At 69.5% G+C, this 24,395-nt stretch carries 21 protein-coding genes and 1 pseudogene; 7 read left to right on the forward strand and 15 right to left on the reverse strand.

Annotated features, from left to right (window positions below; all coding sequences use genetic code 11):
- The first annotated feature begins 2 nt into the window (after positions 1-2).
- Positions 3-767 (forward strand): endonuclease VIII Nei2, encoded by a 765-nt coding sequence (gene nei2, locus AC5Y5E_RS03050; protein WP_499901496.1) that lies wholly within the window; start codon positions 3-5, stop codon positions 765-767.
- 59 nt (positions 768-826) lie between these two features.
- Positions 827-1,147 carry a DUF732 domain-containing protein gene (locus AC5Y5E_RS03055; protein ID WP_499901497.1) on the forward strand — a complete coding sequence of 107 codons (321 nt, stop codon included), beginning with the start codon at positions 827-829 and terminating at the stop codon, positions 1,145-1,147.
- Between the two features lie 7 nt (positions 1,148-1,154).
- On the opposite strand, the gene pstS is transcribed toward AC5Y5E_RS03055, so the two are convergent.
- Positions 1,155-2,267: a phosphate ABC transporter substrate-binding protein PstS gene (gene pstS, locus AC5Y5E_RS03060; RefSeq protein WP_499901861.1), complete on the reverse strand. Its 1,113-nt coding sequence runs from the start codon at positions 2,265-2,267 to the stop codon at positions 1,155-1,157.
- A gap of 44 nt (positions 2,268-2,311) precedes the next feature.
- Positions 2,312-3,169, reverse strand: a complete 858-nt coding sequence (locus AC5Y5E_RS03065) for an extracellular catalytic domain type 1 short-chain-length polyhydroxyalkanoate depolymerase (RefSeq protein WP_499901862.1) — start codon at positions 3,167-3,169, stop codon at positions 2,312-2,314.
- Between the two features lie 203 nt (positions 3,170-3,372).
- Between AC5Y5E_RS03065 and AC5Y5E_RS03070 the strand changes: the two genes are divergently transcribed.
- From AC5Y5E_RS03070 to AC5Y5E_RS03080, 3 genes are all read left to right on the forward strand, one after another.
- Positions 3,373-3,726: a DUF732 domain-containing protein gene (locus AC5Y5E_RS03070; RefSeq protein ID WP_499901498.1), complete on the forward strand. Its 354-nt coding sequence runs from the start codon at positions 3,373-3,375 to the stop codon at positions 3,724-3,726.
- Between the two features lie 150 nt (positions 3,727-3,876).
- Positions 3,877-4,188 carry a DUF732 domain-containing protein gene (locus tag AC5Y5E_RS03075; protein ID WP_499901499.1) on the forward strand — a complete coding sequence of 104 codons (312 nt, stop codon included), beginning with the start codon at positions 3,877-3,879 and terminating at the stop codon, positions 4,186-4,188.
- 156 nt (positions 4,189-4,344) lie between these two features.
- The gene (locus AC5Y5E_RS03080) at positions 4,345-4,515 is read left to right on the forward strand and encodes a hypothetical protein (RefSeq protein WP_499901500.1); all 171 of its coding nucleotides are present in this window, start codon (positions 4,345-4,347) and stop codon (positions 4,513-4,515) included.
- 10 nt (positions 4,516-4,525) lie between these two features.
- Here AC5Y5E_RS03080 and AC5Y5E_RS03085 read toward each other — a convergent pair whose 3' ends face one another.
- From AC5Y5E_RS03085 to phoU, 3 genes are read right to left on the reverse strand one after another with little or no spacing between them, the layout of a single operon-like run.
- Positions 4,526-7,429, reverse strand: coding sequence for an arylsulfatase (locus AC5Y5E_RS03085; protein WP_499901501.1), 2,904 nt, complete (start codon positions 7,427-7,429; stop codon positions 4,526-4,528).
- On the reverse strand, positions 7,426-10,041 hold the full coding sequence (gene mgtA / locus AC5Y5E_RS03090; protein WP_499901502.1) for a magnesium-translocating P-type ATPase: 2,616 nt from the start codon (positions 10,039-10,041) through the stop codon (positions 7,426-7,428). The genes AC5Y5E_RS03085 and mgtA overlap by 4 nt, the downstream gene beginning before the upstream one ends.
- Positions 10,038-10,697 (reverse strand): phosphate signaling complex protein PhoU, encoded by a 660-nt coding sequence (gene phoU / locus AC5Y5E_RS03095; protein ID WP_499901503.1) that lies wholly within the window; start codon positions 10,695-10,697, stop codon positions 10,038-10,040. Before phoU ends, mgtA begins: the two co-directional genes overlap by 4 nt.
- Before the next feature lie 170 nt (positions 10,698-10,867).
- On the opposite strand from phoU, the gene AC5Y5E_RS03100 reads away from it, so the two are divergent.
- A complete protein-coding gene (locus AC5Y5E_RS03100; protein WP_499901504.1) occupies positions 10,868-11,476 on the forward strand; it encodes a DUF5994 family protein in 609 nt (202 codons plus the stop codon).
- Here the strand turns inward: AC5Y5E_RS03100 and AC5Y5E_RS03105 are convergent.
- Together AC5Y5E_RS03105 and AC5Y5E_RS03110 are read right to left on the reverse strand one after the other, a co-directional pair.
- Positions 11,473-12,996 carry a glutamate synthase-related protein gene (locus AC5Y5E_RS03105; protein WP_499901505.1) on the reverse strand — a complete coding sequence of 508 codons (1,524 nt, stop codon included), beginning with the start codon at positions 12,994-12,996 and terminating at the stop codon, positions 11,473-11,475. The two genes, AC5Y5E_RS03100 and AC5Y5E_RS03105, sit on opposite strands and share 4 nt — an antisense overlap.
- On the reverse strand, positions 12,993-13,409 hold the full coding sequence (locus tag AC5Y5E_RS03110) for a CBS domain-containing protein (protein WP_499901506.1): 417 nt from the start codon (positions 13,407-13,409) through the stop codon (positions 12,993-12,995). Before AC5Y5E_RS03110 ends, AC5Y5E_RS03105 begins: the two co-directional genes overlap by 4 nt.
- 132 nt (positions 13,410-13,541) lie before the next feature.
- On the opposite strand from AC5Y5E_RS03110, the gene AC5Y5E_RS03115 reads away from it, so the two are divergent.
- A complete protein-coding gene (locus AC5Y5E_RS03115) occupies positions 13,542-15,836 on the forward strand; it encodes a heavy metal translocating P-type ATPase (protein ID WP_499901507.1) in 2,295 nt (764 codons plus the stop codon).
- Here the strand turns inward: AC5Y5E_RS03115 and AC5Y5E_RS03120 are convergent.
- The 8 genes and pseudogenes from AC5Y5E_RS03120 to AC5Y5E_RS03155 all read right to left on the reverse strand — a co-directional run bounded on the left by AC5Y5E_RS03120 (position 15,825) and on the right by AC5Y5E_RS03155 (position 24,341).
- A complete protein-coding gene (locus tag AC5Y5E_RS03120) occupies positions 15,825-16,961 on the reverse strand; it encodes a PPE family protein (RefSeq protein WP_499901508.1) in 1,137 nt (378 codons plus the stop codon). The two genes, AC5Y5E_RS03115 and AC5Y5E_RS03120, sit on opposite strands and share 12 nt — an antisense overlap.
- A gap of 4 nt (positions 16,962-16,965) precedes the next feature.
- A complete protein-coding gene (locus tag AC5Y5E_RS03125; RefSeq protein WP_499901509.1) occupies positions 16,966-18,102 on the reverse strand; it encodes a PPE family protein in 1,137 nt (378 codons plus the stop codon).
- Positions 18,103-18,343: 241 nt separating this feature from the next.
- Positions 18,344-20,104 (reverse strand): PE family protein, encoded by a 1,761-nt coding sequence (locus AC5Y5E_RS03130; RefSeq protein WP_499901510.1) that lies wholly within the window; start codon positions 20,102-20,104, stop codon positions 18,344-18,346.
- A 244-nt stretch (positions 20,105-20,348) separates the two neighbouring features.
- The gene (locus AC5Y5E_RS03135) at positions 20,349-21,065 is read right to left on the reverse strand and encodes a maleylpyruvate isomerase mycothiol-dependent enzyme family protein (protein WP_499901511.1); all 717 of its coding nucleotides are present in this window, start codon (positions 21,063-21,065) and stop codon (positions 20,349-20,351) included.
- 84 nt (positions 21,066-21,149) lie between these two features.
- A pseudogene (locus tag AC5Y5E_RS03140) lies at positions 21,150-21,449 on the reverse strand (hypothetical protein); the annotation flags it as partial.
- 77 nt (positions 21,450-21,526) lie between these two features.
- Positions 21,527-22,348 (reverse strand): SDR family NAD(P)-dependent oxidoreductase, encoded by an 822-nt coding sequence (locus AC5Y5E_RS03145; protein ID WP_499901512.1) that lies wholly within the window; start codon positions 22,346-22,348, stop codon positions 21,527-21,529.
- 72 nt (positions 22,349-22,420) lie between these two features.
- The gene (locus AC5Y5E_RS03150; RefSeq protein ID WP_499901513.1) at positions 22,421-23,095 is read right to left on the reverse strand and encodes a TetR/AcrR family transcriptional regulator; all 675 of its coding nucleotides are present in this window, start codon (positions 23,093-23,095) and stop codon (positions 22,421-22,423) included.
- On the reverse strand, positions 23,088-24,341 hold the full coding sequence (locus AC5Y5E_RS03155; RefSeq protein WP_499901514.1) for a cytochrome P450: 1,254 nt from the start codon (positions 24,339-24,341) through the stop codon (positions 23,088-23,090). The genes AC5Y5E_RS03150 and AC5Y5E_RS03155 overlap by 8 nt, the downstream gene beginning before the upstream one ends.
- Positions 24,342-24,395 lie beyond the last annotated feature (54 nt).

Raw genomic sequence — 24,395 nt, forward strand, 5'->3', positions numbered from 1 at the left:
CCATGCCCGAGGGCGACACCGTCTGGCACACCGCGGCCCTGCTGCGTGAGCATCTGGCCGGGCAGACGCTGACGCGCTGTGACGTCCGGGTGCCCCGGTTCGCCACCGTCGACCTGACCGGGCAGACCGTCGACGAGGTGCTCAGCCGCGGCAAGCACCTGTTCATCCGGGTCGGGCGGGCCAGCATTCACTCGCATTTGAAGATGGACGGCAGCTGGCGGGTCGGCAACCGGCCGGTGCGGGTGGATCACCGGGCCCGGATCATCTTGGAAGCCAACGGGATTCGCGCGGTGGGCGTCGACCTGGGCGTGCTGGAGATCCTGGATCGGGACACCGACGGCGACGTGGTCGCGCACCTGGGGCCCGACCTGCTGGGCCCGGACTGGGACCCCGCCCGCGCCGCCGCCAACCTGGCGGCGCGCCCGGACCGGCCGATCGGCGAGGCGCTGCTGGACCAGCGGGTGCTGGCCGGCATCGGCAACGTCTATTGCAACGAGTTGTGTTTCGTCACCGGGCATGCGCCCACCGCGCCCGTCGGCGCGATCACCGATCCACGCCGGCTCGTCTCCCGCGCCCGAGACATGCTGTGGGCCAACCGCTTCCGCTGGAACCGCTGCACCACCGGCGACACCCGGGCGGGCCGGCAGCTGTGGGTCTATGGGCGGGCCGGGCAACCCTGCCGTCGATGCGGCACCCCCATCCGTCACGACGATCACGCCGACCGCGTCAGGTATTGGTGCCCGTCCTGCCAGGTCGGCATGCAATGATCTGAGTGCAAAAGCGGCCCGGATGGCCCTGAATCACTACCCGGCGGGAGGTCCCAGCGATGACGACCACCCGCACGCGCCTATCGGCCGGCCTCGCCCTGACCCTGTTGAGCCTCGCGGTGGTGGTCTCCCCAACCGCGAACGCCGACGCCGTCGACAACCTCTTCGTGACGGCGGTGAAGAACAAGGGCATCGAATTCGCCTCGCCGCAGGCCGCGATCGTCGCCGGTCACGAGGTCTGCGACGAACTCGACATCGGCAAGCAGAAGTCCGAGATCGCCTCCGAGGTGATGACGAACAGCAACCTGGACGGCTACCGCGCCGGGTTCTTCATCGGCGCGAGCATCGCCGCGTACTGCCCCAGGTACCGCGGAAGCTGAGGCCGGCTCAGGAGATGGCGTCGACCGCGGTCGACAGCCGCGACTTGAACTCCTGCGGAATGGGGACGTATCCGTTGTCCGCCAGGCCGTCCTGGCCGGCGCCGATGGTGCTGCGCAGGAACGCCTTTACCGCCGCGCCGACCTGCGGATCGGGGTATTTGGAGCACACGATCTCGTAGGTCGCGAGCACGATCGGGTACGCGTCGGGCTCGTTGGGCCGGTAGAACGAGATGGTGTCGAGGGCGAGGTCGTTGCCCTTGCCGATGAACCAGGCGGAGGCGATCGTCTTACCCACGGACTCCGCGCTGATCGTCACCGGGTCCGGGCCGGCCGACGTGAGGACCTTGGCCGTATTCAGGTGCTGCGCCTGGGCGAACGACCATTCGAGGTAGCTGATCGCCCCCTCGGTGCCCTTGACGGCGGCGGCGGCGCCGTCGTTCCCCTTGGCCCCCTCCCCGATACCGCCGTTGAACGTCTTGCCGGCGCCCTTGCCCCACGCGCCGTTGGAGGCGCTGTCGAGATACCGCTGGAAGTTGTCGGTGGTGCCGGACTCGTCGCTGCGGAACACGACGTGGATCGGCTCGGCGGGCAGGGTGACGCCGGGGTTGAGCGCCCCGATCGCGGGATCGTTCCAGCCGGTGATGCCGCCGCTGAAGATCCGGGCCGCGGTCGCGCCGTCGAGGTTCAGCGAGGTCACGCCGTTGACGTTGTAGCCGATGACGATTGGGCCGAACACCACCGGCAGGTTCCACGCGGGCGAGCCGCACCGTTGTTGCGCCTTCGCGTGCTCGTCCTTGCTCAGCGGCGAGTCCGATCCGGCGAAATCGGTTTGATTGCCCACGAATTCGCCGATCCCGGCGCCGGAGCCATTGGCGGTGTAGTTCAGGGACTGGCCGGGGCAGGCCTGTTCGAAGGCCTTGACGAAACGGGTCATCGCGTTCGCCTGGGCGGTGGAGCCGCTGGCCCGCAGGGTCGGCTTGCCGCCGCACGCCACCTTTGCCGGCGACGGGCCCGTCGTGCCGCTTGCGCCACCCGGATGGTTGTCACTGCCGCACGCCGAAAGCATCGCCGCGCCGGTGGCCAGAACGGCCAGCGTCACACCAAATCGATTGAGTTTCAATGGGATGCCCTCGTCAAGGCCATGAGGCATAGTAACCGCTTCCGCTAGTTCCGGCCGTGGGCGAGGAAAAACTGGGCGATGACCTCCGAGGCGTCCAGGGCGCGCGAGGTGCGGCCGATGATGGCCTGGGGCAGGTATTGCTTGCCCCCCGGCCAGGTGTGGCCGCCGTTGTCGATCCGGTAGAAGATCACCTCGGTGGACGCCGCGCACGCCGCGGACTCGAAACGGTGCACGACGGTGCCGTCGCCGACGCCGGGCAGCACCTGCGTCGACGGATCGCCTTGGCACCCATCGGCCGAGCGCCAGGTGTCCACCATGCTGGTCGCCGAGACGGAATGGCTGACCCCGCCCCGGCCGCGCACGTCCCCGCCCTTGAATGGCACCAGCGGGTCGGTGGTCCCGTGCGCCGCCAACACGGACACCGGGCGCGACGGGTGGCAGGCCACGCCCGCGCCCAGCGTGCCGGCCACCGGCGCGATCGCGGCGAAGACGTCGGCGCGGTCGCAACCGAGCCGGTTGGACATGAAGCCCCCGTTCGACATGCCGGTGGCGAAGACGCGCCCGGGGGCGATGTTGTAGTCGGTTTGCAGCTTGCCCGCCAGCGCGACCAGGAAGCCGACGTCGTCGACGTGGTGGCGGTCCGCCGGGGACGCGCCCCGCCCGTCGGCCCAGCTCTTGTCGTACCCGTCGGGATAGGCCACCAGCAGGTTGTTGGCGTCGGCGACGGCGTCGAAGTCGGTCAGGCCCTGCTGGCCCGTTCCGGTGCCGCCGCCGCCGTGCAGGCTGAGCACCAGCGCGACGGGATCGCCGGGCGGCACGTGCAACGTGTACGTGCGGTCCATTCCGCCGGAATGCAAGGTGCCGGGCAGGTCCCGGGCGCCGGCCGCCGAGACGTGGCGCACGTCACAGCCCACGACGCTCACCGCGCACACCGCCAGGACGACGAGCCAGAACCAGCGTGGGTACGCCGTGCGCGAACCATTGTTGCGTTGTTCGCAATATCCGCGATGATTAGATGACGGCGAGCTGTAACCTGCTTGCAACGTTGGCGGCCGAACCTTCAGTCGTCAAACAACGGAACTTCAGAACCTTGGGGGTATTAGAAATGACGAGTACCGGTACCCGCAAGCCTCGCCGGCTGCTCCCGCTGTTGGCCGCCGGCTTCATACCGGCGGTCGCGCTGCTCGGCCCGGTGACGGCGGCCCCGCGGGCTTACGCGGACGGCACCGACGACGCCTTCATCACCGCGCTGCACAACCACGGCATCGAGCACGAGTCGCCCAAATCCGCCATCGCGGCCGGCCATTTGGTGTGCCACCAACTCGATATGGGTAAGACTCAGGAACAGATCGCGACCGACGTGATGAACAGCAGCGGCATCGACGGCGACGACGCCGGATTCTTCGTGGCCCTGGCCGAACGCGCGTACTGCCCGCAATACGCGGACGTGCCGTCGTAACGGCGGAACACCGGGGTAAATCGCGGAATCCGGCCGGGCGAACGCCTTTCGTGTCGCCCTGATTTGAATTCGTTGATCGCCGCATTGTGCAAAGCTGTAAGGTGCGAAATTCCCGGCTCCGGCAATGGCGCTGACGAGGGAGGAGGCGAGATGACGATCACCCGGATCGCCCGGCTGGTCGTGCTGGCCGCGCTCGCCCCCCTGGCGGCGACGGCCGCGATCGCGCACGCCGACGCCGGCGACGACGCATTCCTCGCGGCGCTGACGGCGAAGGGCATCCACTTCGGTTCGCCCGAAAAGGCCTTGATCGCGGGCCACGAGGTCTGCGACGAGCTGGACACCGGCCGGACGGTGAACCAGGTCGCGTCCACCGTCATGAGCAACAGCAGCCTGGACGGCTACCACGCCGGCTACTTCGTCGGGGCCAGCATCCGGGCGTACTGCCCCAAGTACGCGTCCTGACCTCACAGCGAACGTGCTTTTTTCTTAACCTGACGGCAACGCGCGCGGTGGCTCTCACGAGATCTGCCGGTCATACACTCCCGCTATCACCTACCAGCTCGGAGAACTGATTACGTGGTATCGAGAATTTTAACCGGCGCCGCCCTCGCTGTCGGGATGGCGATTTCGATCGCGGCACCGGCCGGCGCTGACCCAAGCGTGTTCAACGACCTGTCCTGCAGCTGCCCGCAGACGGTCTCCAACGGCGGGTCCACCGTCGCGGACCAGATCAACCGCGGCATCCAGTCCGGCCTCGCCGGCGGCAACGTCGCCCGGGCCCAGCAGTAATCAGCGGCCTTCAGCCCGCGGCGCCCCGCCCGACGGCCTGCACCGCCGCGTGCTCGTGCAGCGCCTTCTCGGCTTCCGGGTGAACGGGTTTGAGGTCGAACACGACCTCCTTGACGGTGCCGGTGAACGCGTAGGGCGCCCGGTCCTCGTAATCGCGGTCCACGACCAGGCCGTTGTCGCGCCCGATGTCCATCCCCGCGTACGACGTGAAGGCCAGCGGCACGGTGTTGGCCATCGCGCCCTCGCCGATCAGCCGGTCGCCGGCCCACAGCGTGACCCGTCCGCCCGAGCCAGGCACGGGCTGATCGGATTCGAAGAGCATGCGCACCGTCACGTCCCCGGAGGGAATCGGCTCGGTGGACACCTGCTTGTAGGTGTCCACGCCGAGGAACGAATACGTGTGGCGCAGCCGCCCGCCCTCGTCGACCCATAGCGCGAACCCGCCGATGAAGTCGGCGTCGGCGACGATCACGCCCTGCGCGCCGCCCTCGGGAACGACCAGCCGAGCCTCGATGGCATACGAGCGGCCGAAGATCCGGGGCACCATGCCGCGCTGGATGTTCTGCACGTCCCCCTTGAAGGTGAAGCGTGTGGTGGTCGGCAGCGGCGGCAGGCTGCCGAACATCACCGCGAGCCCACCGAGCAGGGGCAGCGCCCGGTTTCGTTCGGCCTCCTGCCACCACAGCCGCGTGAGCTCGGCGACCTTGTCGGGATGCTCGGCGGCGACGTTGCGCGCCTGGGAGAAGTCGTCGGGCAGGTAGTACAGCTCCCAGACGTCGGCATCCGGGTCGTAGGTGCCGGGCGCGAACCGCGCCAGCGTCTGCGGGGATAGGTCCCACGGCGCCTTGTCCAGCCGGGTGCACGCCCACCAGCCGTCCTGGTAAATGGCCCGGCTGCCGAACATTTCGAAGTACTGCACGGTGTGGCGCTCTTCGGCCGCCGCGTCGTCGAAGGTGTGCGCGAAGCTGGTCCCGTCCATGACTTCCTGGTCGAAGCCGTCGACACTGACCGGCTGCGGTAAACCGATGGCTTCCAACACCGTCGGCGCGATGTCGATGCAATGGGTGAACTGGCCGCGAATGGCGGCGTCGGGCTTTATCCGGCTCGGCCAGGCGACCACCATCGGGTCGCGCGTGCCGCCCAGGTGGCTGGCCATCTGCTTGCCCCACTGGAACGGCGTGTTGTTGGCGTGCGCCCAGGCGCTCGCGAAATGCGGTGCGGTGAACTCGTTTCCGAGCGCCTCGATCCCGCCGTACTGCTCGATAAGCTCCAGTTGGTGGTCGGCGTCGAGCAGCACCCCGTTCAGGAAGGTCATCTCGTTGAACGAGCCGGTGACCGTGCCCTCCATGCTGGCGCCGTTGTCGCCCCAGATGTAGAAGACGAGCGTGTTGTCGGACTCGCCGAGGTCCTCGATCGCGTCGAGCAGCCGGCCGACGTTCCAGTCCGCGTTCTCCGAGAACCCGGCGAACACCTCCATCTGGCGGGCGTAGAGCTTCTTCTGGTTGTCCGACAGGCCGTCCCACGCCGGGAACAGGTCGGGGCGCTCGGTGAGCTCGGCGTCGGGCGGAATGACGCCGAGCTGCTTTTGCCGTTCGAATGTCTTGCGCCGGTAGGCGTCCCAGCCCTCGTCGAACTGGCCGCGGTACCTGTCGGCCCATTCGGCGAACACGTGGTGCGGCGCGTGGGTGGCGCCCGTCGAGTAATACATCAGCCACGGCTTCTCGGCGTCCTGCGCCCGCACGCCATGCAGCCACTCGACGGCCTTGTCGGTCAGGTCGTCGGGGAAGTAGTAGGGCCTGCCGTCCTCGCCCCGGGGCACGCCGGTGACGGAGTTGTCCTGGGTGATGATCGGGTCGTACTGGCCGGCGGCGCCGGACAGAAAGCCCCAGAAATGGTCGAAGCCCCAGCCCACCGGCCAGTTGTCGAACGGGCCCGCCGCGCCCTGGACGTTGTCCGGGGTCAGGTGCCATTTGCCGAAACCGCCCGTCACGTAACCGTTGTCGCGCAGGATGCGCGGCAGCGCGGCGCAACTGCGCGGCTTGACCGAGGAATAGCCGGGGAAGGGGCCGGGGAACTCGGTGACCGACCCGAACCCGACCCGGTGGTGGTTGCGCCCGGTGAGCAGGGCCGCACGGGTCGGCGAGCAGACCGCGGTGACGTGAAAGCGGTTGTAGGTCAACCCGTTCTGCGCCACCCGGGTCAGCGTGGGGGTCCGGATGGCGCCGCCGAAGGTGTCCGGGCCGCCGAACCCCGCGTCGTCGATGAGTACGATCAGCACGTTCGGCGCGCCGTCGGGCGCCTTGGCCCCGGGCACGATCGTCCAGTCGCCGACCGAGTCCGCCATGGTGCGGCCGATGGTGCCGCCGAAGGTGCGCTGCGGCAGCGGGAGCCGGGTGCGGTCGGGGTTGAACTTCCCCATCGCCTCTTCCAGCGCCGCGCCCAGGCTGCGCAGCGTCGAACGGCTCAGCTCGGCAACGGATTTCATCGGAGAGCCGGCACACGCCTGCTCCACGCCCAGGCGGCCCTCCGCCGGTGTCACGGCGATGATCAGGCCGCTGCCCGCGGCCAGCGCCTGCCCGATCTTGTCGCCCAGCCCCGTCTTGATCCGATGGTCGGCGAACGTGCCAGCCAGCGCGCCGGCCGCGGCACCGATGGCCGCGGTGGCCAGCAGCGCCGGCGAGAACAGCCCGACCGCCAGGCCGGCGCCGGCCCCCCACGCGGCGCCCCGGCGGCCCAGCCGGTTGCCCGTGTCGAGCAGTACGGCGCTGCCGTCGGCGTCCTTGCCGACGAGCACCGCGCCGCGCAGCGCGACGTCCTTGGCCTTGGTTCGCTCGGTCAGGGTTTCGAAATCGCGGCGTGCCGTGTCGAGGTCCTGGTAACCGGCCACAATGACCAGCGCTTGATCTTCGCTCATGACCTCGGAGCGTAGTGGAAGCGCGCGGCGCGGCGGCGGATTCGGTGGGCGTCCCCGCGGGTGCGGTGCGGCTGCCCGTTGTGGTTCATCGGCTCGGCGTAGAACATCAGCTTGGCGAGCTCGACCAGGACCAGGTAGACGCCGACGAACCCGCCCAGCACGGCGAAAAACTGCCACGGCAGCGTCGTGAATCCCAGCGTGTGGGCCAGCGGCGAAATGGTCAGCACGACGCCGACGGCGACGACCGTGAGGCTGGTGATGGTCAGCGGGACGCTGGCCCGGCTGCGGAAGAACGGCACCTTGCGGGTGCGGATGGCGAAGATGATCAACGTCTGCGTCGCAAGCGATTCCACGAACCAGCCGGTGCGGAATTCGACCGGGCCGGCGCCCAGCACGCCAAGCATCAACCCGAACGTCAGGAAGTCGAACAGCGAGCTGATCGGCCCGAAGATCAGCATGAACCGGCGGATGAACGCGACGTTCCAGTGCGACGGCGCGTGCAGCTGTTCCTCGTCGACCCGGTCGGTCGGGATCGCGAGTTGCGAGCTGTCGTAAAGCAGGTTGTTCAGCAGGATCTGGCTGGGCAGCATCGGCAGGAACGGCAACAGCGCCGACGCGGCGGCGGCGCTGAACATGTTTCCGAAGTTGCTCGAGGTGCCCATCAGCACGTACTTGATGGTGTTGGCGAATATCCGCCGGCCCTCGGCGACGCCGGTGGCCAGCACGCCGAGGTCCTTTTCCAGCAGCACCACGTCGGCCGCGTCCTTGGCGACGTCGGTGGCGCTGTCGACGGAGATCCCGACGTCGGCGGCGTGCAGGGCGAGCGCGTCGTTGACACCGTCGCCGAGGAAGCCGACGGATCGCCCGTGGCGGCGCAGCGAGACGATGAGGCGCGCCTTCTGCTCGGGGGAGATGCGCGCGAAGATCGTGTTGTTCCGGGCGGCCTCGACGAAGGCGTCATCGTCGAGGGCCTCGAGGTCGCCACCGGTGACCGTGCCCTTGGACGCCAAATCGAGGTCGGCGCAGACCTTTTCGGCGACCCGCGGATTGTCGCCGGTGGCGATCTTCAGTTCGATGCCCAGGGCCCGAAGCTGCGACAGGGATTGGCGCGCAGCAGGTTTGGGTTCGTCGGCGAAGACGAGGAAGCCGGCCAGGGTGAGGTCGCGTTCGTCGTCGGCGGTGACGGCACTCAGCTCGCCCGCGAGCCGGACGGCCACGGCCACCACCCGCCGGCCGGCGGCGAACAGGCCCGCCAGGGTCTCGTCCGCCGCCGGTGGGGTCGCGTCGCATCGGGCCAGCACCTGTTCGGGCGCGCCCTTGACCACCAGGACGCGTTTCCCGTCGTCGTCGACCAACACCGACGTCGCCCGGCGCTTGTGGTCGAACGGCAGGATCGCGACCCGGCGCACGGCGTCGCCGACCAACTCCTGCGCCTGCGGGGACTCCCACAGCGCGGCGTCGAGCGGATTGGCGCTGACGCCACCGGAATCCGGGTCGACGTCGGTGGCCAGCAGCCCGAGCCGGCGCACCGGGTCGGCGTGCGCGCCGGCCGGGTCGATCGCGTCGACCAGGCGGAGTTGGCCCTCCGTCAGGGTTCCGGTCTTGTCGGTGATCAGGATGTCGATGTCGCCCAGGTCCTCGATGCACACCAGCCGTTTGACGAGCACCTTCGACTTGGCCAGCTGCCGCGACCCCGTCGCCAGGCTGGTGCTGACCACCGCGGGCAGCAGCTGGGGCGTGATGCCGACCGCGATCGCCAGCGAGAACAGCACCGAATCGATGATCGGCTTGGCCAGCAGCAGGTTGCTGGCAAGGATGATGACCATCAGTGCGATCGCGACCTGCAGCAGCAGGTAGGAGAACTTGCGCAGTCCCACCTGGAAGTCGGTTTCGGGCTGGCGCTGGTCCAAACCCGCTGCGATGCGCCCGAATTCGGCGTTGCGGCCGGTGGCGTAGACCACGCCGACGCCCTCCCCGGCGCTGACGATGGTGCCCATGAAGGCCAGGTCGGACGATTCCGCCAGCGCGGCGCCGGGGGGCGCCGGCTGCGGCGACTTCTCCGAGCCCGTCGACTCCCCGGTCAGGATGCTTTCGTTGCATTCCAGGCCGGTGACCTCGATCAGCCGGACATCGGCGGGCACGGCCTCACCCAGCGACAGCCGGATCACGTCGCCGGGCACCAGGTCGGTGACGCTGACCGTGACGAATTTGGAGTCGCGGCGCGCCAGGGCGTTGTGGTGCACCCGGCCGTGCAGGTCGGCGGCGGCTCGCTCGGCGCGATACTCGTTGACGAAGCCCAAACCGATGCTGGCCGCCAGGATTACCCCGATGATGACCGCCTGCATGCTGTCGCCCAGGAAGTACGACACGATCGCGGTGCCGGCCAACAGGATCAGCACCGCGGAGCGCAGCTGGCGGCCCAGCACGGCGAGCGCGTTGACGTGATGGGTCCGCACGGCGTTGGGGCCGTGCCGCTCCAGCCGGGCGGACGCCTCGGCGCTCGACAGCCCGGCGGCCGAGCTGTCCAGCCATTCCAGGACCGCGTCGACGGGGGCCTCGGCGACCCGTTTGGCGGTCAGCGGCGCCGTGTCCGGCACATTGGTGACGGTCATCGGGTGCCGTCCTCCGCGGGCAGCACGCCGGTCTCCATGAAGACGACCCGCCGGCCGATCTCCACGGCGTGATCACCGAAGCGCTCGTAGAAGCGGCCCAGCAGCGCCGCCTCCACCCCGACGGAGATGCTGTGCTTCCACTCGTGATTCATCAGCACGGAGAACAACCGGCTGTACAGGTCGTCCATCGCCCGGTCTTGTTCGCGAAGCTGGCCGGCCTGCTGCGGGTCGCGGGAGATGAGTACCTGTTTTGCGCTGGCGCCCAATGCGATTGCCACCTTGCCCATTTCGGCGAAGCAGTCGCGGACCTCCCCGGGAAGCACGTGCCTCGGGTACTCGCGCCGGGCGATGTCGGCCACGTGCACGGCCAGGGCCCCCATTCGCTCGGTGTCGGCGATGATCTGTATCGAGCTGAAGATCGCCCGCAGCTCGCCCGCGACGGGTTGCTGCAAGGCCAGCAGGTCGAACGCGTCCTTTTCGGCCGCCGCCCGCATCGAAACGATCCGCTCCTGGCCGCGGATCACCTGTTCGGCGGCGTCGAAGTCCGCCTCCAGCAGGGCCTGGGTCGCGCCCTTCATCGCCACCCCGGCCAGGCCGCACATCTCGCCCAGGTGTGTCGCCAAATCGTCGAGTTGCTTGTGGTAGGCGGTTCGCATGCGGTAATCATGGCCAGGGCGGCGCCGATGCGACAGGGGCTTAAGTCGTCTCGCCGAGTTTGTCGATCCCCAAACCGGTTGGCGCTACCCGCCGTTCACGTCCGGTACACGCCGCGGTTACCTGCGGGCTCCGAGTCGCGGGCTGGTCGCTTTGGCCGTACCGTGGTCGCGTGGAGCACGAAAATCGCTTGCAGCTCAAGCCCTATCGGTCCGCGTCGGAGCATGTCGACGGCGCCTGGTGGCCGCGGTCGGCTCAATTGGCCGACGAGCTGCCGGACTTGGTGGCCTCGGTGTCCGACCGGCTCGGGCGGGTCGTGATGGTGGGCTACCGCCGCAACGGCTGGCACGAGACGCCGACGCTGGTCGAGATCGCCGGTCAGCCGGTCGAATTGCTGGGCTTCACCTCTGACGAGCCCACCAGCGTCATCCTGTTCGGCGAGGACGGCCATCACCTCACGCTGCATGTCATCCGGCCGGACACCGGCGAGGACGCCGCCCGCGAGGCGCTGCAGCAGGCCGCGGCCGCCGAGGCCGACGCCGTGCCCGCCAGCGCTTCGGCCGTGGCACGGTCGGTGGCCGAAGTCGCCGACAAGCTGGCCCGCCACGAGGGCCTCGGCGACGAGCAGCGCACCACGCAGATCAAGGACTGGTGCGAGCAGGCCGCCCAGCAGTTCGTCGACGCGCCCGTGCAGACCTTCGTCCCGATCCTCGTCGAGCACATCGTGCGCAACCGGATGATCGAGTCGCGCGCGGCGGCGTCCGCGGCGGCGGCCGGTTAGCCCATGAGTTCCGTGATCGCCGCGACGTCGGCCGGGCCGGGCACGCCCCAGCCGGGCCGGTAGTCGAGCAACTCGTCGGCCCGCACGGTCTTGAGGTCGACGTCGAGCAGCTCGATCGCGTCCAGCGGCACCAGGGCCGGGTGCACCTGGCCGCACGCGCGCGCCAGGCACAGCAGCTCGAAGCGCAGGGTGGCCAGATAGTTGGCGCAGCGCACCGATTTCAGCGCCGGGTCGAGACCGTGTTGCAGCCACGCGGACTGGGTGGCGACGCCGGAGGGGCAACGGCCGGTGTGGCAGCGCTGGGCCTGGATGCAACCGATGGAGAACATGGCGGTTCGCGCGACGTTGATCATGTCGCAGCCCGCGGCCAGCGCCAGTAGGGCGTTCTCCGGGATGCCCAGCTTGCCCGAGCCGATGAACACCACGTCGTGGTGCAGGCCCGCCTCGGCGAAGGCCCGGTAGACGCGGGGCAGCGCCCACTTGAAGGGCAGGGCGACGTGGTCGCTGAACACGAGCGGGGCCGCGCCGGTGCCACCCTCGCCGCCGTCGACGGTCACGAAGTCGACGCCCCGGCCGGTGCGCGCCATGCGCCCGGCCAGCTGGAGCCAGAACGCATCCTCCCCGACCGCCGACTTGATGCCGACCGGCAGGCCGGTCTCGGCGGCGATGGTCTCCACCAGGTCGAGCAGCCCGTCGACGTCGCGGAACGCGGAGTGGCCGGCGGGGCTCTTGCAGTCGACCCCGACCGGAATGCCGCGGATGGCGGCGATTTCGGGGGTGACCTTGGCGCCGGGGAGCATGCCGCCCAGGCCGGGCTTGGCGCCCTGGCTCAGCTTGATCTCGATGGCCCGGATCGACGGCGTGGCGGCGACCCGGTCGATCAGGCGGGGCAAGCTGAACGTGCCGTCGTCGTCGCGGCAGCCGAAGTAGCCGGTGCCGACCTGCCAGACCAGGTCTCCCCCGCCCAGGTGGTACGGCGACACCCCGCCCTCGCCGGTGGTGTGCAGGGCGCCGGCCAGGGCCGCGCCCTTGTTGAGGGCGGTGACGGCCGCGCCCGAGAGCGAGCCGAAGCTCATCGCCGAGACGTTGACCAGAGACGACGGCCGGAAGGCCCGCGCCCGGCCGCGCGCGCCGCCGAGCACCTTTCCGGCCGGCAGCGGCACCGACGGGTCCGGATGCTCGGATTCGCCGGCGGGGGTGGGCACCGGGAACGCCGCGTGCTTGATGATCGGGTAGTTGTGCACCCGCTCCAGGTCGTTGTCGGTGCCGAACCCGAAGTAGCGGTTGGTCAGCTTCGACGACGTGTACACCCAGCGCCGCTGGTCGCGGCTGAAGGGCCGTTCGGCGTCGTTGTCGGTGACGATGTACTGGCGCAGCTCGGGGCCGACGGCCTCGAGGAGGAACCGCAGGTGTCCGACGATCGGGTAGTTGCGCAGGATGGTGTGGCGGCGTTGCAGCAGGTCCCAGGCCGTCAGGCCGGCCAGGCTCCCGCCGACGAGGCCGGCCAGCCGGGATTTCACGCGCCGTAGGCGCCGTAGACGCCGAGCAGGTCGCGCGCCGAGACGATCCCGGCCAGCGCGCCGTCGCGCTCCACCAGGACGTGGCGGATGTAGTGATCCATCATCCGGGCCGCCACGTCGTCGACCGTCGCCTCGGCGTCACACCACACCAGCTTGGTGCTGGCGACGTCGGAGGCGAGGACGGTCGCCGGATCCTTGCCCGCGGCCACCACGCGGACGACGTCGCGCTCGCTCACCAGCGCCGCGGGCCGCTCGTCGTCGCCCACCACGACCGCCCCCACGTCGCAGTCCGCGATGGCCATGGCCACGTCGGCGACGGTGGCGTCGGCGGCCACGCGCGCCACCGGGTCGCCGGTGATGGTGGAGATCGGGAGCGAGCCGGGGGTGAGCCCCGGTGCAGAAAAGCCAGTCACGCCAGCAATGTTCACCGGAAGTTACCCAACCTTTCTAGTGACCTGAGTCCCTAGTTCAGGGACACCCGGCCCTATTTAACGAGGCGAGGCCGGTTCAGGCTGACTGCAGACCCGTCTCCCGAAGGGAATGGTGTGGGCGGTAGGGGATCTGCGATTTTGGTCGCGGGCAGCGTCGGCGCGCTGGCGTCGGGCGGGATCGCCTGGCTGGCCGGCGCGCAGCGCGTCGCCGATGGCTGCTGGATCGCCGGCACGGTGGTGGCGCTCGTCCCCGCGGTGGTCTGGGTGGTGGCCGGGCTGCGCCACGGCCGGTTCGGGGTCGACCTGATCGCGGTGCTGTCGCTGATCGGCACGCTGGCCGTCGGCGAGTACCTCGCCGGCGCACTGATCGCGGTGATGCTGGCCGGCGGGCGGGCGCTCGAGGCCGCGGCCGAGCGGCGCGCGTCCCACGACCTGCGGGCCCTGCTCGAGCACGCCCCGCGGTTCGCCCGCCGGCGCGTCGGATCCACGGTCGCCACGATCGGGCTGGACGAGGTCGCGATCGACGACCTGCTGGTCGTCGGCCCCGGCGAGGTGGTGCCCGTGGACGGGCGCGTGGTCGGCGCGGCCGCGGTGCTCGACGAGTCGGTGCTGACCGGCGAGCCCTTGCAGGTGGAGCGCGGCGCCGGCGAACCGGTCCGCAGCGGGGTGGTCAACGCGGGCGGCGCGTTCGAAATGCGCGCCACCGCCACCGCCGAGGCCAGCACGTACGCCCAGATCGTGCGGCTGGCCGCGGAGGCCGGGGCGCAGAGCGCGCCGGTGGTGCGCCTGGCCGACCGGTACGCCGCGTGGTTCCTGCCGTTGGCGCTGTCGGTGGCCGGCGCGGCATGGCTGGCCAGCGGGTCGCCGGTGCGGGCCGTGGCGGTGCTGGTGGTGGCGACGCCGTGCCCGCTGCTGCTGGCCGCGCCGGTGGCGATCGTGTCCGGGCTGTCGCGCGCCTCGCGGCACGGCGTGGTGATCCGCAGCGGCGCGGCCTTGGAAAACCTGGGGCGCGCAACGACTCTGGTGATGGACAAGACCGGCACGCTGACCATGGGGCGCCCGGTCGTCATCGACGTCGCGGCCGCGCCGGGGCGCGACGCCATGGAAATCCTGCGGCTGGCCGCCTCGGTCGACCAGCTGTCCCCGCACGTGCTGGCCGAGGCGATCGTCACCGAGGCGCTGGCCCGCGGCCTGCGGCTGGAGCTGCCGACCGACGTGGTCGAGGAACCCGGGCGCGGCGTCACGGCCACCGTCGGCGATCGGCGCATCCAGGTCGGCAAGCTGGGCGGCGACACCTCGACGGAATGGGCCCGGGCCGCCGCGAACCGGGCCCTGCTGGACACCGCCGCGATCGCGTGGGTGTGCGTCGACGGGCGACCGGCCGGTTCGGTGCTGCTGCGTGACCCGCTGCGCCGCCACGCCCCGCGCACCGTGCGGCGGCTGCGCGCCGCCGGCTTGCGGCGGTTGGTGATGCTCACCGGCGACCGCGCCGGGCCCGCCCGCGAGGTCGGCGCCGTGCTGGGGCTGGACGAGGTTTACGCCGAACAGAGCCCGACGGACAAGGTCGCCGCGGTGCGCGCCGAACAGGAGCGCGCGGTCACCGTGATGGTCGGCGACGGGGTGAACGACGCCCCCGCACTGGCCGCGGCCGGCGTCGGGGTCGCGATGGGTGCGCGCGGCGCCACCGCCTCCTCGGAGGCCGCCGACGTGGTGCTGACCACCGACCGGCTGGAGCGGCTGGCCGACGCGATGGACATCGCGCGGTGGTCGCGGCGCATCGCGGTGCAGAGCGCCGTCGTCGGCATGGGCCTGTCGCTGGTCGCGATGGCCGTCGCCGCGGTCGGCTGGCTGCCGCCCGCCGCGGGCGCGCTGCTGCAGGAAGGCATCGACGTCGCCGTCATCCTCAACGCGCTGCGCGCCCTGCGCGGCAACCCGGCGGTCGAGGTCGACCTGCCCGAGCGAACCGAACGGATGTTGCGCCGCTTCGACGCCGAACACGACGAACTGCGCGACGCCATCGGGCTGCTGCGCGAAGCGGCGGACCGCCTCGCAGAAGCACCCGATCAGGCTGCGCTGCAGGCGATTACCCGCGCACACGGCTTGCTGGTCGAGCGCGTTCTGCCGCACGAGCGCGCCGAGGAAACCGAGCTCTACCCCGCGTTGGCCCATCCTCTGGGCACCGGCGAGGCAACCGCGACCATGAGCCGGACCCACGCGGAGATACAACGGCTGTCGGACCGGATCGGCGCGCAGGTGGAGCTTGCTGCGGCCAACGGCTCCATCGGAGGAGACCAGGTCGACGACCTGCTCGCCTGCCTGTACGGGCTGTACGCCCTGCTGCGCCTGCACTTCGTGCAGGAGGAAGAGAACTACTTCACCCTGGCCGAGGACAAAGCCTCAGCCGGCTGAGGGCGGGCGGGTCATGAAGGTGCCCTTGATCTCCAGCCCGTATTCGATGTCGTCGTAGTCGCGGCCCCCCCGCTTGCCCTTGTCGCGCGCCGCCACCGGCGGCATCATCGGCGGCGGCATGAAAGGGAAGCCGGATTCGTCGGCGGCCAGCGGGGACACCGCCGCGGCGAGCGCCACCGCCGGCTTCGACGCGGACAGCAGCCCCACCATGGCGGGCGGCGCGGTCAGCTTTCCGAGCGAAACCCCGACGCCCACCGCCGCCGTCGGCGCCGTTCCGGCCGCCCGGACCGCGTCGGCGAGGCCGGCCTCCACCCCGCCCAGCGCGGCCTCCCCCTCCGCCAGGCCCTGACCCACGTCGGCGCCCACGCTCTGCAACGCCTGGGCCGACGTGTACTGCGCGAGGTAGCTGAGCAGGTTGATGGGAATGCCGCCCGCGATGAACTGGTCGCCGTACGCGTTGAGCAGGCCGAACCAGCCCTTCTGGGGGTTGAAACCGAAAGGAGTGCTGAGGACATTCGTCAAGAAATCCCCGAGCGGGGTCGACGCGGCCGGGGTGGCGGCGGCCGCGGACGTGGCGGTGGCCTGCGCGGCCGCCGCCGTCGGGCTGACGATCGCGGGTGGCGGCGAGAACTGCGGCAGCCGGGTGGCCTGCGCCGACGTCGCCGCGTAGCGATACATCGCCGCCGAGTTGTTCACCCACATGCCCTCGTACTCGGCGTCGGTCTCGGCGATCGCCGCGAAGTTGGTCCCGAGCCAGTTGGTGGCGATCAGCTGCGCCAACCGGGTCCGGTTGGCCGCGACCTGGACCGGGAAAACCACTGTGCGGCGGGTCAATTCGAATGCCGCCGCGACGGCCTGCATCGAGGAGCCGACCCGCTCGCACTGCTGCGCGGTGGCGGCCAGCCAGGTGAGGAAGGGGTCGACGGCCTGGGCCATCGCCGCCTCGGACGGGCCGCCCCAGGCCTCACCCAGCGTCGAGAGCACCGAGCCGTAGCCGGGCAGGGATTCCTCCAGCTCGACGCCCAACAGCTCCCACGCGGTGGCAGCCTCGATCAACGACTCCGCACCGGGTCCGGAGTGGATCAGCGCCGCACTAATTTCTGGGGGCAGCGTCCCGAAGTCCATGCTTTCATCCGGCCGATGGCGGTGTGCGGATCACTTTGCCCTTGACTTCGGCGCCCACCTGGAGGTCTTCGAGCTTGGTCTGCTTGCGCTTGCGCCAACCGCTGCCCGCCGAGACCGGCGGGGGCATCAGCGGCGGAAGCATGCCGAACCCGGCGTCGGCGCCGTCGAGCGGCGAGGCCGCCGAGGCGAGTTGGACCGGTGTCTGCGCGGCGGGCAGCAGCCCGACCACGGCGGGCGGCGCGGTCAGCTTGCCCATCGACACGCCGACGGCCATCGCCCCGGTGGGCGCCGATCCGAGCGACCGGACCGCGTTGGACAAGCTCGCCCCCGCCGCTCCCAGTGCCGACTCCCCCTCGGAGAGGCCCTGGCCGATGTCGCCGCCCACGCTCTGCAGCGCCTGGGCCGACGTGCTCTGCGCGAGGTAGCTGAGCAGGTTGATGGGGAACCCGGACGAGATGAACTGGTTCGCGTAGGTGTTCGCCAGCCCGAACCAACCCGCGTTGGGGTCGAAGCCGAAGGGGGTGCTGAGGACGTTCGTCAGAAAATCACCAATGGCCGATTGCGCTGGAGTCGCCGCGGCGGTGGACGTGGCCGTGGCCTGCGCGGCCGTCCCGGCCGGGTCGGTGATCGCCGGCGGGGTGGTGAACTGCCGCAGGTCGAGCGCCTGCGCCGTCGCCGTCTGATAGCGCGTCAGCGCCGCGGAGTTGGTCGCCCACATGGCCTGGTACTGCTCTTCGGTCGCGGCGATCGCCGGAAGGTTGCGACCGAACCCGTTGGTGGCTATCAGCTGTGCCAGCCGCGTCCGGTTGGCGGTCACCGTTGCGGGCAGGACCACGGCCGACTGGGCGGCGGTGAACGCCGTCGCGGCGGTCTGCGTCGAGGAGGCCAGCTGCTGGGCCTGCTGGGCGGTGTCCCGCAGCCAGGTGAGGTAGGGCTGGACGGCCTGAACCATCGCCGCGGCGGACGGGCCGTCCCAGGAGTCCACCAGCGAAGACAGCACCGACGTATAGGTGCTTACCGAGCTGTCCAGCTCGTTGCCGACGCGCTGCCAGGCGGCCGACGCCTCGATCAGCGAGCCCGCCCCCGGACCGGTATGGACGAGCGCCGAGGTGACCTCTGGCGGCAGCGCTAAAAAATCCACGACATCTCACATCCCTTATTCGGGAAACCACCCAGCAAAGTTGCGCTGACTGCGCCGCGACCAACGCGGAAACATTGCACGTCGACGCGTTTAACGTGCGGCCGGGGTGCTGCCCCGTTCACGTACCGCATGACACGAACAATACCGCTGGCGCTGGTCAGCGAAGAATTCCCCGCACAAGGCCGTCGGCCTTTTCGGGCAGCTAGGGGGCCGGTTTGAGGGCCACCGGCGTTGGTCGGTGCTAGGGACCGCCGCCGGTGCCGCCGTGGCCGCCGAGCAGGAGGGTGATCGGGGTGCCGAAGGCGCTGGCGAGGCCACCGCCGCCCCCACCGCCGATGCCGGCGGTGCCGCCCACGCCGCCGGGCGGTGACGGCAGGGCAGTACCGCCGGCCGTGCCGGCAGTGCCGCCTTGACCGGCACCGCTGTCGCCGCCGCCCGTTCCGCCGGTGCCGCCGGTGCCGCCGGTGATTCCGCCGCCGCCGCCACCCCCGCCCTCGCCCGAGGCGATTGTGCCTGCCGTCCCGACGACCGTCGCGCCGCCGCCACCACCGCCCCCGCCGGTCGGGTTGCCCTGACCGGACTGGCCCAGGGCGCCAGCGGCCGACTCGTTACCGAAGACGGCGGCGGCACCGCCTCCACCGCCACCGCCGGGGCCCCCGGTGGCACCGGCGGGACCGCCGCCATCGCCGCCGCCACCGCCGCCGGCCGAGGCGGTGGTAGTGGCGCCCACGGCATCGGCGTTCCCGCCGCTGCCGCCGCGGCCGCCGGTGCCGCCGGGACCACCGCCCGTGCTGTTGCCGCCGGCGCCGCCACCCCCGCCAGCACCACCGGACGCGCCGGCATCGGTGGCATGGACGATGGCCACACCACCGGCCCCGCCGGTGCCGCCGTCGCCGCCGATGACCCCGGTGCCGCCACGGCCGCCGGTGCCACCGTCGCCCCCGTTGAACGCGGCGGCGCCGCTACCAACGGTGAAGTTGGCGAAGCCGCCGTCGCCGCCCCGGCCCCCGGTGCCGCCGATGCCGCCGGGGCTGTTGCCGCCGGCGCCGCCGTTGCCGCCGGTGCCGGCCGTGCCGGTGGCGCTCGAGGCGCCCGCGCCGCCGCCCGTGCCGCCGGTGCCGCCGGTGCCCCCAGTCCCGGCGTGGCCGACCAGCAGCGCGTGGTTGGCGCCACCGTCCCCACCGGTGCCGCCAAGCCCGCCGTGCCCGCCGTTCACGGATGAGGCCCCGCCAAGCCCGCCGGTACCACCGGCCCCGCCGGACCCGGCCTGACCGCCGAACAGGTGCATGTTGGCGCCGCCGGCCCCGCCGTTGCCACCGGTCCCGCCGGTCGCGCCCGTCGGACCGACCACCAAACCGGCGGACCCGCCGTTGCCGCCTCTCCCGCCGGCGCCGCCGTTACCGCCGCCGAGCAGCCCGTTGGCCCCACCATTGCCACCGTTGCCGCCGCTTGCGCCCGTGCCGGCGAGGGCGTTACCGCCGGCCCCGCCGTTGCCGCCGTGGCCCCACAGGCCCGCCGACCCCCCGTTCCCGCCGTTTTGGCCCGTCGCACCGTTAGCGCCGTTGCCGCCGCTGCCGAACAAGATGCCGCCGTCCCCGCCGTTGCCCCCGGGCGTGGTCGCGTTGGCGCCGTCGCCGATCAGCGGGCGATTCAACAGCAGCTCAGTGGGCGCGTTGATCGCGCCCAGCACGTCTTGCTCGATAGTTTGCAGCGGCGAGGCGTTCGCCGCCTCGGTCAGCGAATACGCGTTCCCCGCACCGCTCAAGGCGCGCACGAACTCGCCATGAACCGCCGCCGCCCGCGCACTCAACGACTGGAAGGCCCGGGCGTGGCCGGAAAACAACGACGCGATCGCCGCCGACACCTCGTCATCAGCGGCGGCCATGACCGCGGTGGTCGGGGCCACCGCCGCCACGTTCGCGGCGGTCACCGCCGAGCCGATGTTTGCCAGATCCGTCGCCGCCCGAGCCAAGGACTCGGGGGCCGCCACCACATACGACATCGCTACCCTCCCGCCACGTCGTTGACGTCTCGATTAATTGGACGAGTTGAGGGAGGTAAAAGTTCACGCCGGTTCCGGCCGATAGTTCAGGGGTCCGGCAAACGTTCACGCCGTCAGAGGTGGGGCGGGTCACCGTCGGGAACTGCGGCGCACCACCCGGCTCGTTGAGGTCAGGATCAAGGCGCCGTCGCGCACGCTTTTAACCCACCTCAATCCCGAAGAGGTCCGCGCGGCCCCGACCTAGTTAGAGGTTCGGCAGATCAGCGAGAACCACCGCCAAACGCGGATCGGACACTTCAATCCTTCCGAAGAAGGCCAGTAGCAACTCGTCGGGTTCCGCGTCGATCGGCTCGTCACCGGCAGGTAGGGATCCGGAGGATGCCACGAATTCGACAGTGTCGTCTTCTCCCAGATGCACCCGATGCCGGGTCGAGGTCTTGCTCTCAACCTGCCGATTCATCGACTCAGCAGGGCCACGAATTGCCATGGATGCCTCCGCGGCCGGTATCGCCCACTCGTTTCCGGTTGCAGCGGCGATGTCGTAGCCGTGGACGAGGAGCTCGCACAAGATCCATCGCGCCCCACCGCCGGCGGAGATCGTTGATCCACCGTGGAAGGGATACAAACGGTCGAAGTCGACTTTGGGATAGACGTGGTCGATCACTGCACGCAGATTTGCCTCGAGCCGGTCGGCGATATCGTTGATTTCTCGGTCGGTGTACTCCGAGAGGCAAGTCGCATTCAGCTCGGCAACCCCCTCGTTTGTGGCGGCGCGTCGACGATCGCCAAGCAGCCTGCCGAGCACGGTTACCACGTGCGCCGCAGTCTCCACGGCCGTCCAGGCAAGCCCGGGCACCGGTCGCGCGGCGCGATCGGCATCGAGTCCCCGGACGATCGAGACGAGCCGCTTCCCTCTGTCATCCAGCGCGGCGAGGATGTCCGCTTTGGTCGCCTCTTGCATCCGCTAAGCGTACGGCGGGCCAGTACTCGGATTTCGCGGCCAACGGCCGGTACCTTTCGGTGTTCCTGGTAGGTTGACCCGCGGTCAAAATGGCGGCGGTTCGTCGTCGTCGCGACCGGGCGGGGCGACCCCAAAGTAGCTGGGCCACTCGACTTTGCGGGCCAGGAGGGTCTCGCGGTTGTGGCGGCGTTCGGTTGCCACCCGGTAGGCGCGGTCTTGGGCGCGGGTGCGGCGGCGTCGGGGCATCATCGCGGCGCGTTGGTCACAGTAATCGAGCGGCGGTTCCGCTTCGGGGGTCGGGAAGACACCGCCGACCCCGCGACACAAACTGGGCAACAGCAACGCACTGCCCGGGGTGGTGACATAGGTGCGCCCGGCCGGGGTGGCCTGCCGAAAGATTACCCACCGTACCGGCCCACGCGAGTTTTAGAACCGGGTGTGCCTAGCCATAAGACAGCAGATCAGGCGGCGGTGGCCTGCATCCGACGTTTTTGCCTAAGCATGGCTTTTGCGACGAGCATCGACAACGCGGGCGAGAACCGCTCCAGGTACCAGAATGCCTTCCACCACGTCGGCAACACAATGATCGCGTCTCCCTGCAACACGGCACGAAGGGCGCGCTCGGCGAACCGTTCGGGTGTTGACGTTTCTAGAAAGCGTTCTATTGGTCCTGGTGCCATCCCCCGATGTCTCTCCGTTAGCACCATCGGAGTCGAGACCATGCCAGGACACAGCACCGACACCTGCACGCCGTGGCGCTCGGCCTCGATGCGCAACGACTTGGAGATCCCGACAACGGCGTGCTTGGTGGCGGCGTAGCTTGCCGGCACTGCGCCGGTGGCGAGACCGGCGATCGAGGCTGTGTTCACGATGTGGCCGGAGTGCTGCCCGATCATGATCGGATAGACCGCCTGGATGCCGTGCACCACACCGCGCAGGTTCACATCGAACACGTCGTTCCAGTCATCGAGCGTGTACGAGTCGACCTCACCGTCGACCAAAATGCCTGCGTTGTTAAACAGGTAGTCGATCCGCCCGGACTGCCCTACCGCCTCGGCGACGGCACGCTCAAACGATGGGTAGCTGCGCACATCCAGCTCAATCGCGTGCGCCTTTGCGCCACCCCTGTCGAGGCGTTGCGCCAGATCCTGCGCGGGGCCGATCTGACGATCGGCGATCCAGACCTCGGCGCCCCCATCGACCAACTTGGTCGCCAACGCGGCGCCAATGCCGGACGCCCCGCCGGTAACGAATGCAACCTTGCCCGACACGCTCGATGCCATTGACGACCTTGCAGGGTAATTGCAAGCCTGTCCGTCAGATAGTGGCACCGTCGGCGGCCTCTCGTCCGAAGTTCACGATTCAGCGCACCTGTCCGGCTCGATGTGCTCGTCCGATGATGCGTGCCGTTCGTGGACCGGCAACGACGTCATCCGTGGATAGAGGATCGCTGGACCGAGCCATCGCGCAACAAAGCGGCGTAGTGCGATTCCGTCGCGCTGCCGCTGCCCTGGATCGGTCAGGAGAGAATGCACTGTGCGCAAGGTCATTTCGGCAAGCTCATTGAGCGCGGTGGTGTCGAAGCCGTGAAGCTTCCAATCGACGTCGAGGCGGTGGAAGGCCGACAAGCAGAAAATGATCGCTGTGTCGGAGGTGAGCGAGATGGCAGCTTCGCCCTCAGGGGTCTGGGTAAGCAAGCTCTCCAACTGTGGATCGCCGGTGAGGTTCTCGACCGCGAACGAAATTATTTCGACGATCGCAGTGACCGGGTCATTGAGGCCGCTGACGTGGTCTACAACTTGGTCGATGAAACCGTTGACCGCACGCATCGCGCTGGCAATGAGAAGCGCGTCGGCGTTGGGAAAGTACCGGTACACCGTCTGACGAGTGACTCCGAGCCTTCGGGCGACGTCGGCAAGTCGTAGCGCCGGTCCGTGTTCAGCGATCACGTCGTCTACCGCATCCAGAATGCGGGCGATTGCCTCCTCATCCGAGGCGGGTGTGACACCCGCCCAGCCGCGACTACGCATCCGCTGCCACAAGCTTTTCGCTGTCGAACTCGATCTCAAGCGTCGTCGGGCCGGTCATACCGAGCAGAGATTTCCACGGCACAGGAGCGATGCGATGGGGTGCGGTGAGACGTCGGGTGAGGACTATGAGTGCTTCCGCCAATTCCCGGCGTGCGAGGTTCGCCCCAAGGCAGTAGTGCGCACCACCACCGAAAGTCAGAATCGCAGGTGAGTCGTTGCGGGCGATGTCGAAGCGATCGGCATCGTCATAAATCGCTGGATCACGGTTGGCCGCAAAGGTGTTCACGACGACCAAGGTCCCCGCCGGGAACGTGTAACCACCGAACTCGGCATCCTCTGTGGCGGCTCGCACCGCGATACAGACCGCGGGCGAGTGCCGCATGCTCTCCTCAACCGCCTGCATCGCAAGCTCTGGTTGCTCACCGAGCTTCGCCCATTGATCCGGATGCTCGCACAGCACCTGCACCGACGCGGCCAGTTGGTTTCGCGTCGTGTCCGTCCCCGCCATCAAGAAGCCAGCCACCAGCATGCGCAGTTCATCCAGATTGAGCCTGTCGCCCTCGCTTTCGGCGAGTATGAGCTCAGACAACAGATCATCAGTCAGATGCCTCCGGCGTACGGCGACCATGTCATCGACGTAGGCGTCCAGTTCGCTCCACGACCGCATGATCGCGGCTTCATCGAAGGTGACGTCGGGCTGAAAGTTGAAAGCCTTGAAGATTTGGTCGGTCCACTGTGCGAAAAGATGCCAGTCTTCCCGAGGCGCACCGATCAGCGCACACATGATCGGGGTGGGATAGGGCCGCGCGATGTCGGTCACCACGTCGCAACGACCGGCCTCTACTACTTGATCGATTAGCTCGTTCACCACCTCATGAATCGTGTCTTGTAAAGGTGACGTCGCGCGGGGAGTGAACGCCCTGGACACCAGCTTGCGTAAGCGAGTATGTGGCGGACCTTCGAGACCGAGAAGGCTGCTCATCAGCTTGTCGTATAGCGGACCTGATGTGACGCCCTGCGCTGCCAGCGTGAGGCCGGGTGGCAACCGAAACCTGCTGTCGCGCAGGATATCCCGAGCCAAATCGTAAGCCAGTATTTCCGGACCGAGAGGGCCAATGGCAATGGGCGCACGCGATTGCGCAGTTCGAACGTCTTCGAGAATGTCCTGCGGAGTGGCGGCAAAGTCGTAGCTGAACGTGGGAAGGCCAGCTTCGAAGACGCTGGGAGCGGCAGTGTTCACGTTCATCGCGATGTCTCAGCTTCCACTAGGCCCTCGTTGCGAGCGTTCCCGACATACTTT

The organism is Mycobacterium sp. NGS54, from assembly GCF_059812465.1.